We start from the raw sequence: 16,114 nt of genomic DNA, 5'->3' as shown, positions 1-16,114 counted from the left end.
GAAGAAGGAGACCGCGCCATGCCCCCGCACCTGATCGACGGTGAGCCGCACGACCACGGTCACGATCGGCCGAAACGCGACCGCACGCCCGGGGAGGCGCTGCGCATCGGCATCGGTGGCCCGGTCGGCTCCGGGAAGACCGCGCTGGTGGCGGCGTTGTGCAGGCAGTTGCGCGACGAACTGTCGCTGGCGGTGCTGACCAACGACATCTACACCACCGAGGACGCCGACTTCCTGCGCAGGCACGCGGTCCTGCCGGACGAGCGGATTACCGCCGTGCAGACCGGCGGCTGCCCGCACACCGCCATCCGCGACGACATCACCGCCAACCTCGACGCCATCGATGATCTGGTCGCCGCCAACCCGCCGCTGGATCTGATCCTGGTCGAATCCGGCGGCGACAATCTCACCGCGACCTTCTCCTCCGGGCTGATCGACGTGCAGATCTTCGTGGTGGACGTGGCGGGCGGTGACAAGGTGCCCCGCAAAGGCGGTCCGGGCGTGACCTTCTCGGACCTGCTGGTGGTCAACAAGACCGATCTGGCGCCGCTGGTCGGCGCCGACCTCGGTGTGATGGAGCGGGACGCGGCGCGGGTGCGTGGGGAGCGGCCGACGGTGCTGGTCTCGCTCACCGAGGACCCCGCGGCGACGCCGGTACTGGCCTGGGTGCGCGAGCAACTGCGCACGGTCGCCGAGCGGGACCGCGCGGACGAATCCGCCGCCGCCCACTGAATGCCGCTGGTGCGCACCGAGTTACGAATATTCGCTCACCCGGCGGCCCTACCGGAGATCCATGCCCGCGGCGGGTTGTCGGCCCGCCGCACCGGCCCGCGAACGGTTCATCTAATCGGCACCGCCGCCACGCCGCTGGGCGGCGACGAACTCGACGTCGTGATCGTGGTCGCACCCGGCGCCGAATTGGTGGTGCGCTCGGTCGCGGCGACTCTCGCGCTACCGGGCCCGGCGACGCCGCTGTCGTCCGGACGCTGGCACCTGGAGGTCGGCAGCGGGGGAATGCTCGATTTCGATCCGGAGCCGATGATCGTCGCGGGTGGCGCGCGGCACCACACGGTCACCACGATCCGGTTGGCCTCCGCCGCCCGGCTGCGCATGCGCGAACGTGTCCAGGTCGGCCGCGTGGGCGAGGACGGCGGCCAGTGGCAAGGAGACCTCATCGCCGACGTGGACGACGTCCCGTTGCTGCGCCACCGGCTGGCGCTGGGCGCGGGCACACCGGTCGATGACGTGCTGGCGGCGCCGCGTGCCCTGGAGAGCGAACTCGTCTATCCGGACGAATGCGCGGCGGCGACTACCGGTTTGACGCAGAGCCGGTTGCCGCTGGCGGCGGGCGGCAGTTTGTTCACCCGCACCGGGCCGGTGCTGCGCGTGTCCGGCGTGGAGCACGCCGAGATGAAGAGCTGATCAGTGGCGGATCGGCCGTGCGACTCCGGTCCGCGGTGTGTGTCCACCTCCCGGGCGGCCCTGTCGGGAACGATCACGAACGGTCCCGTGCCGTATGTGGGATTTGTTCCCCAGAGGTGTAATTCGACCGAGACCTGGAGAAAGAAAGGGTGGGAGCTCGACAGCGTCGTCGGGTTCCCACCCTTCCGGCTCGCTTCTCGGAAACGTCATCCGGTCAGCCGTTGGCCGTATCGGCGGTCTCAGGAGCCGTCTCGCCTGCCTCCGGGGCCGGGGCGGCCGGCTGTGGTGCGCTGAGCGCCCGCGGCGGCGCGCTGAGCGCGTGCACGACCCCCAGTCCCGCGCCGATGCCCGCACCGATGGCGGACAACGGGGCGGCCATCAGAGCCGCACCGTAGGCTGCCCCGATCGGGCCCGCCGCGAGGCCGATCGGCGCGAACGGCAAACCGATGGCCAGGGCGAGACCGCCGCCGACGGCCGCCCCGAACAGCGCGAACGGGCTGGCGAACACGAAGCCCGCCGCCGCGCCGATCGCGGCGGCGCCCATGGTCTGGCCGGCGACGCGGTCGGACCGCGTGCGCTCCATCCCGATCGAATCGAAGAACGTCGCCATATTCGCCTCGGCCATGGCGGCGGTGTCGTTGATCTGGATCGCCTGCTCCCGATAGAGCCATTCCGGTGCGTCGACCTGCACGTCGCCGAAGCGCAACTTGCCGGACGGCGGCGCGATCGGCGGTACCGGGGGCACCGGAACCGGCGCATGCAGCCCGACCAGCGGAGCCAGGTACTGGTGATCGGGCAGTGGACGTGCCCATTGCAACGAACTCAGGATGTCGTCCGGAATCCGCAGACCCTCGTACGGACGCACGTTCGGCGCCTCCGCGGCGGGCCACTGGGCCCCTTCGGTCTGATCGGCGGAATCCGTCCTGGTCACCGGAACGGGATGATCGGGCTCGGCGTTCGCCGTCCCGGTTCCCACCAGCGCGAGAACGAGAGGAACCGCCCCCACGGCGACCAGGGAGCCCAATTTCGGCCGGTGCGGTTTGGGTGCTCGGTGCTTGCCCGTGCCCATAGATCACCTTTCATCCGAAGGAGACGTCGACGCCTCACATTCGGATCCGCTGGGCGACCTGGATTGGTCGAACGCGCTATGACGGCCGATCAGCCGGCTTTGGCGTCGGTATGCGCCTTGTCCACGGCGACGCGGCTGTTGGTGGAGGCACCGAGCGCGGCGGCCAGTTGTTCGGCGTCCTCGTCGTCGCCGTTGCTGATCGCCTCCAAGGCCAGCCGGGCGAACACCCACTGTTCGGTGGCTGCCATCTGCCCGCGGCTGCGGCCGAGGAAGGTGACGAACCACTGGATCACGGTGACGATCCGGCTGCGGTAGCCCACCAGGTAGTACAGGTGCAGCGCCAGCCAGGCCAGCCACGCGATGAACCCGCCGAACTCCAGCTTGCCCACCTGGCACACGGCGCTGAACCGCGAGATGGTGGCCATGCTGCCCTTGTTGAAGTACTTGAACGGCTTGCGCTCCTGCGGCGCCTGGCCCTTCAGTCCCGCCTTGATCTGCTTGGCTGCGTAGGTCGCGCCCTGGATGGCGCCCTGCGCCTGACCGGGCACGTTCGGCACCGACATCAGATCGCCGACCACGAAGACGTTCGGGTGGCCCTTGACGGTCAGATCCGGTTCCACCACGACCCGGCCCGCGCGGTCGACCTCCGTGCCGTCGGACTGATCGGCGATCAGCTTGCCCAGCGGGCTGGCCTGCACGCCCGCCGACCAGACCTTGCACGCCGACTCGATCCGGCGGATCGTTCCGTCGGAATCCTTCACCGTGACGCCGAACGCGTCGACATCGATCACCATGGCGTTGAGCTGGATCTCCACGCCCATCTTCTCCAGCCGGCGTTCGGCCTTGCCGCCCAGCTTCGGCCCCATCGGCCCGAGCACCGCGCCCGCGCCCTCGATGAGCACGACCCGCGCGTCGCGCGGATCGATGTTGTGGAAGGTGCCCTCCAGCGTGCGGTCGGACAGCTCGGCGATCTGCCCGGCCAGCTCCACGCCGGTCGGTCCGGCGCCGACGATGACGAAGGTCAGCAGCCGGTCGCGTTCCTCTTGGGTGGTGGCGAGTTCGGCCTGCTCGAAGGCGCCGAGGATCCGGCCGCGCAGCTCGAGCGCGTCATCGATGGTCTTCATGCCGGGCGCGTAGGTGGCGAACCGGTCGTTGCCGAAGTAGGACTGCTGGGCGCCGGTCGCGACGATCAGGCTGTCGAACGGGGTGACCGTGTCCTGGTCGAGCAGGCGCGAGGTCACCGTGTTGTTGGTCAGGTCGATGTCGGTGACCTCGCCTAGTAGCACCTGTGCGTTCTTCTGCTTGCGTAGCACCAGACGGGTGGCGGGCGCGATCTCGCCGACCGAGAGGATGCCGGTGGCGACCTGGTAGAGCAGCGGCTGGAACAGGTGGGTCGAGGTCTTCGAGATCAGCGTGACGTCGACGTCGGCGCGCTTGAGGTGCTTGGTGCCGAACAGGCCGCCGAAGCCCGAGCCGATCACCACCACCCGGTGCCGGCCGTTCTCGACAGTCTGAGTGCTCATCGTGCTGCTCCTCGATGGACCTTGGGGGTCGTCCCCGGCGGCGGTTCCTGACAGCTAAACCGTAGCCGCCGCGCCGGGCAGCGTCACGACGAGATCCCCGTTCCTGGCGTGTTGCGGTGCGACGTCTCACCGTCGCCGGGCCGGCGCGGGGAGGTTCGTCGCGGCCGAACCGGCCGAGCGGGGGAGGTGGAGAGCCTACGATGGTACCTGTCGCTCAGGGAGGATTGCCATGGTCGCCGGTGACCGTGCGGTCGGCCGAAAGCCGAGCATGCAGGCCGAATCGGAGAATATCGCGCTGATAGAGGTACCGCACGGCCATCTGATCGACCGGGCGCTCGGGTTGCTGCCGGAACGGCGCCAGGTGCTGGCCACCCCGCCGCGGGGCAGCGACACCGTCCCGGTGCTCGGCGATGCCGGATTGCCCTATCTGGGCCGGGCGCTGCACTACATGCGCTGGGGTCCGGCCGAGATGATGGAGCGCTACCGCCGGTACGGACCCGTTTCGCTGAACACCTCGCTCGGTGTCGACCGCGTGCTGGTCGCGGGACCGGACGCGCTCGACGAAGTGCTCGGTCACCGCCGCCGCGATTTCGGTCAGGGCTGGGACTATTTCATCGGTCCGTTCTTCCGGCGCGGCCTGCTGCTGCTGGAGTTCGACGAGCACAAATTCCATCGCAGGATCATGCAGCAGGCGTTCACCAGGGACCGGCTGGAAGCGCACCTGGCCGCGCTGACGCCGGTGGTGCGGGCGAGCATCGCACGCTGGGTGCCGCGCGAGCGGGAAGCCGAACGCACGGTGCGGCTGTATCCGACGATCAAAGAGCTGACCCTCGACGTCGCGGGCGGGACTTTCATGGCCGCGGACGTCGGTCCGCGGCGCAGGCAATTGATCGACGCGTTCGTCGACTGCACCCACGCGGGTCTGTCGATCATCCGGCACCCGGTGCCCGGCGGCCACTGGCGGGCCGGGTTACGCGGCCGGAGAGTGCTCGAGGACTACTTCACCGCGCTGCTGCCGGAGAAACGCCGCGCCGAGTCGGCGGACTTCTTCTCGGGGTTGTGCCACGCCCGCAGCGAGGACGGCGGCGTCTTCGGTGACGCGGACGTGGTGAACCACATGATCTTCCTGATCATGGCCGCGCACGACACCACCACGACGACCGCCACCGCCGTCGCCTACTACCTGGGCAAACACCCCGACTGGCAGCAGCGGGTGCGCGCCGAGGTGCTCGACATGGACGCGCGCCTCGGCGACGCCCCACCGGCCATCGCGGACCTCGAGGCGCTGCGCGACCTGGATCTGGTGGTGCGGGAGAGCCTGCGGCTGATGCCGCCGGTGCCCGGACTGGCGCGCCGCGCCGTGCGCGACACCGAGATCGCGGGTCACTACATTCCGGCGGGCGCTCCCGTCGACCTCGCCTACCAGGTGAACCACCTGTTGCCCGAACTGTGGACCCACCCCGAGCGCTTCGATCCGGAGCGGTTCGACGAGCGGCGGCGCGAGGACAAGTCGCACCGTCTGGCCTGGATGCCGTTCGGAGCGGGCGCGCACAAGTGCATCGGGATGCACTTCGGCACGTTCGAGGTGAAGACGGTGATCGCCGCCCTGGTGCGCGAGTACGAGTGGCGGATCCCCGAGAAATACCGCATACCCTGGGGATTCACCACGATCCCGTTCCCCAGGGACGGTGCGCCGATGACGTTGCGCCGACGCGCGGCCGCCTGAGCGGCCCCGCGCTCAGCGGCCCGCGAGCAGGATCTCCGCGAGTTTGGTGTCGGTCTCGGCGCCCTCGGTGTAGCCGCCCGCGTCACCCAGCGAACTCATGATGGCCAGGGTGTAGCGCTCGCCCGGGCCCGCGAAGCCGACCGAGTTGACCACCCAGCCGCCCTGCTCGGCCGACCAGCCGTTCTTCAGGCCGGGACGCATGCTCGCGCCCGCGCCCCACACGCCCCAGTGCTGGTTGGAGTCCACCGCGCGCATCCGGTCGACCAGGTAGTTGCGGTCGTCGGGATGCATGCGGTTGAGGATATGGTCCATCAGCCGGTCGAGGTCGGCGGCGGTGCACTTCTGGAACGACCAGTCCGGGAACAGCGCGGTGTTGGTCGGCTGCGGAACCAGCGAGGTCATCCCGTTGGCGCGGAAAGCGTTGTTGTAGGCCATCCGGTCGATCCCCGCGTACTTGGTCCAGAGCAGGTCGGCGGCGCCGTCGTTCGAGGTCGCGAGCATGCCCTCCATCAGTCCGCGATCCTCCGGCGACAGGTTGATCGCGCCGACCCGCGCCCGATTGAGCAGGTCCGCGGCGATCGCGAGCTTGATCGTGGACGCGGTCCAGACCGCGTTCTCGGCATTGGCGTTGGCGTAGACGCCACCCGATACCCGGTCACGCAGGACGTAGCCGGTGACACCGGGACGGCTGTTGAGGTAGGCGTCGGCCTTCGCGATGCGGCTGCTCAGATCGCAGTCGAAGCCGGGCAGGCAGCCCTGAGTGTGCGCGAGCGGCGCCGCGCCCGCGATCGGGAGCGCGGCGGGCAGGCTCGGGGCGATGATCGCCGCGGCGGCAAGGACACAGGCGGAGGCGGCCACGCGGGGAACGGTTCGGGTGGCGGGGGACGGATAACGCACGAGGGACCACGATCGCACATCCCGGGTCCGGACGCACGTCTTGAGCTCGGGTCCGCGGTGTGCTAACGCCGGTCCTGGCGGTTGCGCCCCAGCGATTTTCGCTCGTCACCGCAGGCCAGGGCGTCAACGGAAGGCGGCGCGCAGTTCCTCGACGGTGCGTCCGTTGAGCCGGTAGCAGTGCTCGAACGCCTCGCTGTGGCGATCCCGGGGCCAGGAATGCAGGACGACGGTGCGACCGTAGTGGCGCGAGTTGATCAGCTCCCAGCGGTCACCGATCCGGCGGACCGTGAATCCGCCTTTCGGAACCAGGGGAATCACCATCGCATCCATGAACGCGAACCAGCCTTTCGGTGCAGCTCTCTCGTTCCGCCCCGGTGCAAACTCTTACCTCCCCGGTGCAGCACTGTCGCACATCGCCGCGGCGGTCCCGCCGTGACACGGCGAAGTAATCCGTTCGCGTGTGGTCTATTTCACTGACGTCCGGACGGGGCGGTGCGATTGCGCGTCGGTCGCTGGGCGTATAAACGTGCAAAGTCCGTGGCCAGCGCAGCCGGACACCATCGATCGAGAGGGCGCAGATGCCGCTGCACATCCACCGTGCCGAGCGCGCCGACGTCCTGGCCCGGGCGCTCGCCGGTGTGCTGGCCTCGCCGCTGGACGACCCGCTCGCGGCCGAGGTGGTCGCGGTGCCCGCGAAGGGGGTCGAGCGCTGGCTGACGCAGACGCTCTCGGAGGTGCTCGGCGCGGACGGCTCGGCCGACGGCGTGTGCGCGAACATCGCCTTCCCCTCGCCCGCCGCGCTGGTCGCCGAGGCGCTGGCGGCGGCGAGCGGAGTGGCGCCCGCCGAGGATCCCTGGGCGCCGGACCGCGCGGTGTGGACGCTGCTGCGGGTGATCGACGGGTCGTTGTCCGAGCCGTGGTGCGCCGTACTGGCCAGGCACCTCGGCGCGCGGGCCGCCGCGGGCGACGAGCACCGCGTCGGCCGGCGCTACGCGACGGCGGCGCGGATCACCGCGCTGTTCGACAGCTATGCCGCCCAGCGGCCCGCGCTGATCACCGAATGGGCGGCCGGCCTGGACACCGACGGCGCGGGCGGCGCGATACCCGACGACCTGCTCTGGCAGCCGATGCTGTGGCGCGGGCTGCGCGCGGAGATCGGGGCGCCGAGCCCGGCCGAGCGGCTCGAGGCCGCCTGCGCGCGGCTGCGCGCGCGGCCGGATCTGGTCGCGTTGCCACCGCGGCTGTCGCTGTTCGGCGTGACCCGGTTGCCCAGCGACCAGCTCGCCGTGCTGTCGGCGCTGGCCGCCGCCCGCGACGTCCACTTGTGGCTCGTGCATCCGAGCCCGGTCCTGTGGTCGGCGCTGAGCGGAGTGCCCGCCGCCCGGACTCGAGCCGAGGATCACAGCGCCAGGGCGGTCGCCCATCCACTGCTGGCGGGGCTGGCGCGCGACGTGCGGGAGTTGCAGCAGCGGTTGACCGCCGCCATCGGCTCCGACACATATCACCCGCTCGGCTCGGCGAGCTCGGATAACCTTGCGGCGGAAGACGATTCGCACGCGACATTGTTGCGCGCACTGCAGCGGGGCATCCGGGACGACCGGTGGCCGCCTGCGCCAGGGGAGGCGGCCGCCGACGGCACCGTGCAGGTGCACGCGTGTCACGGCCCCGCGCGACAGGTCGAGGTGCTACGGGAATGCCTGCTCGGGCGGTTCGCGGCCGACGAGACGCTGGAGCCGCGCGACGTGCTGATCATGTGCCCGGAGGTGGAGGCGTACGCACCGCTGATACGGGCGGCGTTCGGGCAGCGCTCGACGGGAACGCCCGAGCCGCAGGCCGATTCGGAGCATCCGGCGCACCGGCTGCGGGTGCGGCTGGCCGACCGGGGGCGCGGGGTGACCAATCCGCTGCTCGCGGTGATCGGAGTCCTGCTCGAGCTGGCCGACGGCCGGGTGACGGCGACCCAGGTACTCGATCTCGCGGCCGCCGAAGCGGTCCGTCGCCGTTGCGGATTCGACGACGACGACATCGAGCGGCTGCGCGAATGGGTGGCCGAGTCCGGGGCCAGATGGGGCATCGGGCAACGGCAGCGCCAAGCGTTCGGGCTCGCCGATTTCGCGCAGAACACGCTCAACAGCGCGGTGGACCGGATCCTGCTGGGCGTCACCGCGGGTGAGACCTCCGACGACTGGCTGGATCTCGCGCTGCCCCTGGACGACGTGGACAGCAACGACGTGGACCTGGCCGGACGCTTCGCGGAGTTCGTCGACCGGCTCGCGGTGTGCCTGCGCGACCTGCGCGGCCCCCGGCCCGCGCACGAGTGGGCGGCGGTGCTCGGCCGCGCGCTGGATCTGCTGACCGACGTGCCGGACGCGCAGGCGTGGGTGCGCACCGAGGCCAGGCAGGAACTCGCCGCCGCCACCGACCACGCGGGCGAGGTGTCGTTGCGGCTGACCGATGTCGGCGTGCTGCTGCGGTCGCGGCTGGCGGCGCGCCCCACCCGGGCCAACTTCCGCACCGGCGAGCTGACCGTCTGCACCATGGTGCCGATGCGGTCGGTGCCGCACCGGGTCGTGGTGCTGCTCGGGCTGGACGACGAGATGTTCCCGCGCGCGAGCGCCGCGGACGGTGACGACGTGCTGGCCCGGGAACCGCTGATCGGCGAACGGGATCCGCGCAGCGAGGACCGGCAACTGCTGCTGGACGCGATCCTCGCGGCCCGGGACACGCTGCTGGTGTTCCACACCGGCGCCGATCCGGTCACCGGGGCGCACCGGCCGCCCGCCATCCCGGTCGCCGAGTTGCTGGACGCGCTGCGGGCCCACGTCGGCGCGGCGGCGATGCGCGCGGTGGTGACCCGGCATCCGCTGCAATCCTTCGATCGGCGGAACTTCCGGGCCGAGCAGCCGTTCAGCTTCGACACCGTGGCCTTGGCCGGCGCCAACGCGGCGGACGGACCCGTGCGCCCGCGGCCGGGATTCCTGGCCGGCCCGCTGCCCGCGGCGGAGGCGGCGGACGTCGCGCTGGCCGACCTCATCTCCTTCGCCGAGCACCCGGTGCGCGCGTTCCTGTGGCAGCGCCTCGGCCTGCGGGTGCCCGAGCACGAGGAGGACATCGCCGACCGGCTGCCCATCGAGCTCGACGGCCTGGCCAAGTGGGAGCTGGGCGAACGCCTGCTCGCGGCCCGCCTCACCGGCGCGGACCCGGCCGGGCTGCGGGCGGCGGAATGGCGGCGCGGCACGCTGCCGCCCTTCGGATTCGGCGCCGCCGTGCTCGACGAGGTCGAGCACACCGTGGACCGGTTGGTGCGCGCCGCGCAGGCGGACTACGCGGGCTCGGCGCGCGCGGTGGACATCGCGGTCGACCTGGGCAACGGACGACGGCTCACCGGCACCGTGCCCGAGGTGCGCGGGGACGTGCTGGTCCGCACCACCTTCTCCCGGCTGGCTCCCAAACACCGGATCGCGGCGTGGGTTTCGCTGCTCGCGCTGACCGTCACCGAGGACCGGTCGTGGCGGGCGGTGAGCACCGGCCGCGGACAGTTCGGCCGTCCTACCTGGCGCAGCGAACTCGCCGCGCCCGATGTGCCCGCGGCCAGGGAAGCCCTGCGTCAGCTCGTCGCACTGCGCGACGCGGGCCTGACCGAACCGCTGCCGGTCGCGCCGGCCGCCTCCGCGTTATACGCCGAGCGCCGGTTCCGCGGCGCGGGCGCCGACGACGCGATCGCCGCGGCGGAGCGCGAATTCAACGGCGGGCCCAACGGTCCCGGGCCGTTCGGCGACCACACCGACCGCCATCTGCGCTACGTCTGGGGTCCGGCGCCCCGGCTCGAGGACCTCATGGCCGCGCCCGCCGCGGCGGGCGAGCCCGGGGAGAGCAGCCGGTTCGGCGCGCTGGCCCGGCGGATGTGGTTTCCGTTGCTGGCCGCGGAAAGTCAGGGTCAGCCGTGAGCGATCACCGCGCGGCCGCCCCGGTGCGATGGTTCGGCGCGATTCGGCGCGGAACACCCGGATACACCGGCACGGCGCGTGTCGGTCGTCGGTGGGCGGCCGGGCGCGGGGCAGAATGTCGGGTCGGACAGTCGCTTCGGGAGCAGGTCCGCGCGGCGTGGCCGGTCAGCCGGGCGATCGCGATGTCCGCGGATCGCGGGACCACCGCCCGCACAGGAGGGAGGCGCGCATGACCGTGCAGGAAACCTCCTTCGCCGCAGCGGATTTCGACGCCGACGCGTTCCAGCCGTACGGGCCGCTGCCCACCGGCACCACCGTGCTGGAGGCCAGCGCGGGCACCGGCAAGACGCACGCCATCGTGGGCCTCGCCGTGCGCTACGTCGCCGAGGCCGGGGTCGACGTGTCCCAGCTGCTGCTGGTGACGTTCAGTCGCGCGGCCACCCAGGAGCTGCGGGAACGCACGCGCGACCGATTTGTGGCCGTCGCCGCGGGATTGGCCGATCCGGACGCGGCCGGGGCGCACGCCGACGGCCTGGTCCGGTATCTCGCGCAGGCCGAGGAAGCGGAGGTGCGACTGCGGCGGCGACGGCTGCTGGCCGCCCTGTCGAATTTCGACGCGGGCACCATCGCCACCACGCACAGCTTCTGCCAGCGCATGCTCGACGAACTCGGCCTCGCGGGCGAACACGACCCGGGCACCCGGCTGGTGGAGACCGTCGACGACCTCGTCGGCACGGTCGTCGACGATCTGTACCTCAACCGCTACGCGCGCGCCGAACCGCCGTTCTCGCTGAAGGAGGCCCGCACGCTCGCGCTGGCCGCGGTGCGGGACCGGCACGCGGCGCTCGTGCCCGACGGCGAGACCGGCGCGGGCGAGCGGGTGGCGTTCGCGCACGCCGTGCGTGCGGAGACCGGGCGGCGCAAGCGATCGGCCGGACTGCGCGACTTCGACGACCTGCTGGTGCTGCTGCACGAGGTGCTCGCCGATCCGGAACACGGCCCGCGCGCGTGCCGCCGCATTCGCGCGCGGTACCGGGTCGCCCTGGTCGACGAATTCCAGGACACCGACCCCTTGCAATGGGACATCCTGCGCAGGTCGTTCCACGGGCACACCACCCTGGTGCTGGTCGGCGATCCCAAGCAGGCGATCTACGCCTTCCGTGGCGCGGAGGTGCTCAGCTACCTGGACGCCGTCGCGCACGCAGGCACCCGCCGCGAGCTCACCACGAACTGGCGCAGCGACGCGGGACTGCTCGCCGCGCTGGACCACCTGCACGGCGGAGCGGCGCTGGGGCACGAGGAGATCCGCGTCTATCCGGTCGCGCCGACCCGGCCCTGGTCGCGGTTGTCCGGTCCCGGCGAGCTCACCACGCCGATGCGCGTTCGCTGCCTGCCGCGCACCGGGGCGGGACCGCTCAACAAATCCGGCTTCCCGGCCGTCGGGCGGATGCGGGCCGAGGTCGCCGACGATCTCACCGCCGATATCGTGCGCTTGCTCGAATCCGGAGTACTGCTGGACGTGAAAGCGGAGAACGCGAGTGATTCGCCGACTGCGTCCGGAGACGCCGCGCGCAGGCCGATCGGTCCCGGCGACATCGCGGTGCTGGTGCGCACCCGCTCGCAGATCGACGTGGTGCGCGCCGCGCTGGACCGCGTCGGCGTCGCCTCCGTGCTCGCCGGGGGCATCAGCGTCTTCGCGACCAGCAGCGCCACCGACTGGCTGTGGGTGCTGCGGGCGCTGGAACAGCCGCACCGCGGCGACCGGGTGCGGCTGGCCGCGTGCACACCGCTGCTCGGCGTGACGGCGGCCGAGCTCGACAGCGGCGGAGCCGATCTGGTCGGCCGGGTCAGCGCCCAACTGCGCGAGGCGGCGCGGCTGTTCGCCCGTGCGGGCTTCGCCGCCGTCTACGAGAAGATCGCCGCCGAGACGCGCCTGGCGCCGCGGCTGCTTGCCGTGGAGAACGGGGAACGGCAGCTCACCGACTTGCGGCACCTCGCGCAGCTGCTCGACCAGGTCGCGCTGACCGAGGGCCTCGGGCTGACCGCGCTGACCCGGTGGCTGGCCGACCGGGTGCGCGATCCGGCCTCCGGCGCTGTCGCCGATCGCAGCCGCAGGCTCGATCGGGACGCCGCCGCCGTTCAGATCGCCACCGTGCATGCGAGCAAGGGACTCGAATTCCCGGTCGTCTATCTGCCGTTCGCGTGGGACAGCGCGAAGAATCCCTATCCGGCGACGTTGCTGTTCCACGCCGACGACGGTGCGCGTGTGCTGGACGTGGGCGGCCCGGACGCCGCGGGGTACGCCGATCGCAAGGCGCGCAGCGAGGCCGAGGAAGCGGGGGAGGAGCTGCGGCTGCTGTACGTCGCGCTGACCCGGGCCATGTGCCAGGTCGTCGCCTGGTGGGCGCCCGCGATCACCACCGCGGCGTCGCCGCTGCACCGGATGGTGTTCGGGCGCGGCGATCGCGGCGCCGTCGTCGCCACCCGCGCCGCCGTGCCGACGGATTCCGTTGCGGCGCAGATGCTGTCGGCGTGGGCGCAGGACGCGGGCGCGGCGATCTCGGTGACGGCGGTGGCCGGGAGCGACGACGTCGCGATCCGGCGGGTGCGCACCGAGCCCGCGCATGGCGCGCTGGCCGCCGCCCGATTCGACCGGGTGCTGGACCAGCAGTGGCGGCGCACGTCGTACTCGGCGTTGACCGCGTCGGCGCACGGGCCCGCGGCCGCGGAACCCGACAGTGAACCGGAGGACGCGCGGGGGCCCGGTGACGAGCCCGCGGGCACCTCCCTGGTCGGCGCGCCGGAGCCGGAGCCGGCGGGCGCGGCGTCGCTGATGAACGCGCTGCCCTACGGGGCGGAGTTCGGCACGCTGGTGCACGGCGTCCTCGAACGGATCGACACCGGCCACCCGGACCTGGCGGCCGAGGTGCGCGACCGGTGCCGCGAAGCGGTGCGCGAGCTGATGGCCGAGGTGGACGCGGAAGTGCTGGCCACCGCGCTGCTGGCGGTGCTGCGCACCCCGTTCGACACCGGCTGCCTGGCCGATGTCGCCCCGCGCGACCGGCTCAGCGAACTCGAATTCGAATTGCCGCTGGCGGGCGGGGACCGTGTCGGCGCGACCGCGGCGACCCTGCGGTGCGTCGCCGGATTGCTGCGCGAACATCTTCCGGCGGACGACGACCTGATCGCGTACGCCGATCAGTTGGCGGCGCTGGACGACCTCCCGCTGCGCGGCTACCTGACCGGCAGCATCGACGCCGTGCTGCGCGTCGCGGACGGCCCGGACCCGCGATTCGTCGTGGTCGACTACAAGACCAATCGGCTGGGCACCGGCGATCTCACCGTCGCGCATTACACCCGCGACCGTATGGCCGCCGAGATGCTGCGCTCGCACTATCCGCTGCAAGCGCTGCTGTATTCGGTGGCGTTGCACCGGTATCTGCGCTGGCGGTTGCCCGGCTACGACCCGGCGCGGCATCTCGGCGGGGTCCGGTACTTGTTCGTGCGCGGCATGATCGGACCCGAGACACCGTCGGGATGTGGCGTGTTCGACTGGCGTCCGCCCGCCGGCTTGGTCGTCGCCCTGTCGGCGCTGCTGGCCGGGGAGGCGCGATGACCTCGATCCAAGTGGCGCAGCGGGGGACAGGACTGCTGCGCACGTTCAACGAGGCGGGAGTGCTGTCGGCGGCGGACGTGCACGTGGCCCTGCGCTTGGGCCGGCTGGGCCGGGAATCATCGGAGCCGGTGCTGTTCGCCGCGGCGCTGGCCGTGCGCGCGGTGCGCTCCGGCTCGGTGTGCCTGGAACTGCACCGGATGCGGGAGATCGGCGTCGACGCCGACGAAACCTGGGACGCGGGCGTCGATCCGGCGGCGCTGCCGTGGCCGGACATCCCGGCGGTGGTCGCCGCGCTGCGCGCGAGCCCGCTGGTGCGCGGTGGACCGGCCGGTCCGTTGCGACCGTTGCGACTGGTCGAATCGCACGGGCCGGGCGACTCCGGCCCGTTGCTCTACCTCGATCGCTACTACCGGCAGGAGCAGACGATCCGTCGGGTGCTGACCGAGCGATCCGCGCACCATCCGGCGGTGGATCCCCGGATCGTGCGTCGCGAACTGGACCGGTTGTTCGACGCGACCGCGGGCACCGCGCCGGATCGCCAGCGTCTGGCCGCCGCGCTGGCCGCGACCCACTGGACCACCGTGGTCGCCGGTGGGCCGGGCACCGGCAAGACCCACACCATCGCCCGGATCATCGCCTTGTTGTCCGCGCACCGCGAAGCCGAGCCGAAGTTGCCCGCGCTGCGCATCGCGCTGGCCGCCCCGACCGGCAAAGCGGCGGCGCGCCTGCAGGAAGCCGTGCGCGAGCAAGCGGCGTCGCTCGGACTGCCCGAACTCACCGCCGCTACGCTGCACCGGCTGCTCGGCTGGCAGCGCGGGCGCAGTACCCGGTTCAAATACCACGAGTTCAATCGGTTGCCCTACGACGTGATCGTGGTGGATGAGACCTCGATGGTCTCGTTGACGATGATGAGCAGGTTGCTGGCCGCGCTGCGCCCGGACACCCGCCTGGTCCTGGTCGGCGACCCCGACCAGCTGGCCTCGGTCGACGCGGGCGCTGTGCTCGCCGACCTGGTCGCCGGACCGGTCGCCGCCACGGCGAATCCCGTCCTGGACGAAATCCTGGGCCCGGAGTCGGTTTCCGAGCACGCGGAGTCCTTGACCGCGTTGGAGCGCACCCGCCTGCGCGGCGGCATCGTGCGGCTGACCCGGGGCCGCAGGTTCGGCGGCCGGATCGCCGACCTGGCCGTCGCGGTGCGGGCCGGGGACGCGGACGCCGCACTCGAGCTGTTGCGCGGGGGCGGTGCGGAATTGTCGCTCAGCGCGCCGGAGGAACTGGCCGCGGTGCGTGCCGACGTGGTGCGGGCCGCCACCGCGGTCACCGCCGCCGCGCTCGACGGCGACGCGGCCGGCGCGCTCACGGCGCTGGAATCACATCGTCTGCTGTGCGCGCACCGGCAGGGGCCGTTCGGCGTCGAACGCTGGGACCGGATGGCCGCGGAGTGGGCCGCCGCCGGCGGAGCGGGCCCCGATTCGCACCAGGCGCCGTGGTACCCCGGCCAGCCGCTGCTGGTCACGGCGAATGATCACGAGGCGCGGATCTACAACGGTGACACCGGCGTGGTTGTTCGCATGCCCGACGGCTCGCTGCGCGCGGCGCTACAGCGCGGCAGCGAACCGTATCTGGTGCATCCCACGCAGTTCCCCGCCGTGGTCACCGTCTTCGCCATGACCATCCATCGCAGCCAGGGCAGCCAGTACGACACGGTCTCCGTCGTCCTGCCCGAGCCGGAATCGACGCTGCTGACGCGGGAATTGCTGTACACCGCGATCACCAGAGCGCGCCGCCACGTCCGGATCATCGGCACCGACGAGTCCATCCGCGCCGGTATCGCACGGCGGGTGTTGCGCGCCAGCGGGCTGTCGCGACGAGAAGAGGTCCGGTGACGACATCTCACATTCGCGGCGCCTGCCG

The 16,114-nt window shown here is 71.9% G+C and carries 10 protein-coding genes; 6 read left to right on the top strand and 4 right to left on the bottom strand.

All coding sequences use genetic code 11. The annotated features are described in order from the left end of the window. The first annotated feature begins 18 nt into the window (after positions 1 to 18). Positions 19 to 732 carry an urease accessory protein UreG gene (gene ureG, locus ABZ552_RS19960; RefSeq protein ID WP_357438921.1) on the top strand — a complete coding sequence of 238 codons (714 nt, stop codon included), beginning with the start codon at positions 19 to 21 and terminating at the stop codon, positions 730 to 732. Between the two features lie 9 nt (positions 733 to 741). After that, positions 742 to 1,422: an urease accessory protein UreD gene (locus ABZ552_RS19955; protein WP_357438918.1), complete on the top strand. Its 681-nt coding sequence runs from the start codon at positions 742 to 744 to the stop codon at positions 1,420 to 1,422. 214 nt (positions 1,423 to 1,636) lie between these two features. On the opposite strand, the gene ABZ552_RS19950 is transcribed toward ABZ552_RS19955, so the two are convergent. Together ABZ552_RS19950 and ABZ552_RS19945 are read right to left on the bottom strand one after the other, a co-directional pair. Beyond that, positions 1,637 to 2,491: a hypothetical protein gene (locus tag ABZ552_RS19950; protein ID WP_281879215.1), complete on the bottom strand. Its 855-nt coding sequence runs from the start codon at positions 2,489 to 2,491 to the stop codon at positions 1,637 to 1,639. Positions 2,492 to 2,580: 89 nt separating this feature from the next. After that, on the bottom strand, positions 2,581 to 4,014 hold the full coding sequence (locus ABZ552_RS19945; protein ID WP_281879216.1) for an NAD(P)/FAD-dependent oxidoreductase: 1,434 nt from the start codon (positions 4,012 to 4,014) through the stop codon (positions 2,581 to 2,583). A gap of 229 nt (positions 4,015 to 4,243) precedes the next feature. On the opposite strand from ABZ552_RS19945, the gene ABZ552_RS19940 reads away from it, so the two are divergent. After that, the gene (locus tag ABZ552_RS19940) at positions 4,244 to 5,740 is read left to right on the top strand and encodes a cytochrome P450 (RefSeq protein ID WP_281879217.1); all 1,497 of its coding nucleotides are present in this window, start codon (positions 4,244 to 4,246) and stop codon (positions 5,738 to 5,740) included. A gap of 12 nt (positions 5,741 to 5,752) precedes the next feature. Here the strand turns inward: ABZ552_RS19940 and ABZ552_RS19935 are convergent, their stop codons facing one another. Further along, positions 5,753 to 6,598, bottom strand: a complete 846-nt coding sequence (locus tag ABZ552_RS19935; protein ID WP_281917975.1) for a tat pathway signal sequence — start codon at positions 6,596 to 6,598, stop codon at positions 5,753 to 5,755. A gap of 162 nt (positions 6,599 to 6,760) precedes the next feature. Further along, complete coding sequence (locus ABZ552_RS19930; RefSeq protein ID WP_281879220.1) at positions 6,761 to 6,958, bottom strand: hypothetical protein; 198 nt, start codon at positions 6,956 to 6,958, stop codon at positions 6,761 to 6,763. A gap of 257 nt (positions 6,959 to 7,215) precedes the next feature. Between ABZ552_RS19930 and recC the strand changes: the two genes are divergently transcribed. The 3 genes from recC to recD all read left to right on the top strand — a co-directional run bounded on the left by recC (position 7,216) and on the right by recD (position 16,086). Further along, a complete protein-coding gene (gene recC / locus ABZ552_RS19925; protein ID WP_357438913.1) occupies positions 7,216 to 10,584 on the top strand; it encodes an exodeoxyribonuclease V subunit gamma in 3,369 nt (1,122 codons plus the stop codon). Positions 10,585 to 10,813: 229 nt separating this feature from the next. After that, a complete protein-coding gene (locus ABZ552_RS19920; protein WP_357438910.1) occupies positions 10,814 to 14,200 on the top strand; it encodes a UvrD-helicase domain-containing protein in 3,387 nt (1,128 codons plus the stop codon). Next, complete coding sequence (gene recD / locus ABZ552_RS19915; protein WP_281879225.1) at positions 14,197 to 16,086, top strand: exodeoxyribonuclease V subunit alpha; 1,890 nt, start codon at positions 14,197 to 14,199, stop codon at positions 16,084 to 16,086. The genes ABZ552_RS19920 and recD overlap by 4 nt, the downstream gene beginning before the upstream one ends. Positions 16,087 to 16,114: the final 28 nt, after the last annotated feature.

It is taken from the genome of Nocardia sp. NPDC019219, assembly GCF_040632645.1.
GTDB lineage: Bacteria > Actinomycetota > Actinomycetes > Mycobacteriales > Mycobacteriaceae > Nocardia > Nocardia sputorum.
The sequence above is the reverse complement of the archived record's forward strand: the minus strand, read 5'-3'. Positions and strand labels throughout refer to the sequence as shown.

Bases quoted from the DNA above. Each gene is read 5' to 3' on its own strand.
- ABZ552_RS19940 (WP_281879217.1), top strand. From the start codon at position 4,244: ATGGTCGCCGGTGACCGTGCGGTCGGCCGAAAGCCGAGCATGCAGGCC.
- ureG (WP_357438921.1), top strand. From the start codon at position 19: ATGCCCCCGCACCTGATCGACGGTGAGCCGCACGACCACGGTCACGAT.
- recD (WP_281879225.1), top strand. From the start codon at position 14,197: ATGACCTCGATCCAAGTGGCGCAGCGGGGGACAGGACTGCTGCGCACG.
- recC (WP_357438913.1), top strand. From the start codon at position 7,216: ATGCCGCTGCACATCCACCGTGCCGAGCGCGCCGACGTCCTGGCCCGG.
- ABZ552_RS19930 (WP_281879220.1), bottom strand. From the start codon at position 6,958: ATGGTGATTCCCCTGGTTCCGAAAGGCGGATTCACGGTCCGCCGGATC.
- ABZ552_RS19920 (WP_357438910.1), top strand. From the start codon at position 10,814: ATGACCGTGCAGGAAACCTCCTTCGCCGCAGCGGATTTCGACGCCGAC.
- ABZ552_RS19950 (WP_281879215.1), bottom strand. From the start codon at position 2,491: ATGGGCACGGGCAAGCACCGAGCACCCAAACCGCACCGGCCGAAATTG.
- ABZ552_RS19945 (WP_281879216.1), bottom strand. From the start codon at position 4,014: ATGAGCACTCAGACTGTCGAGAACGGCCGGCACCGGGTGGTGGTGATC.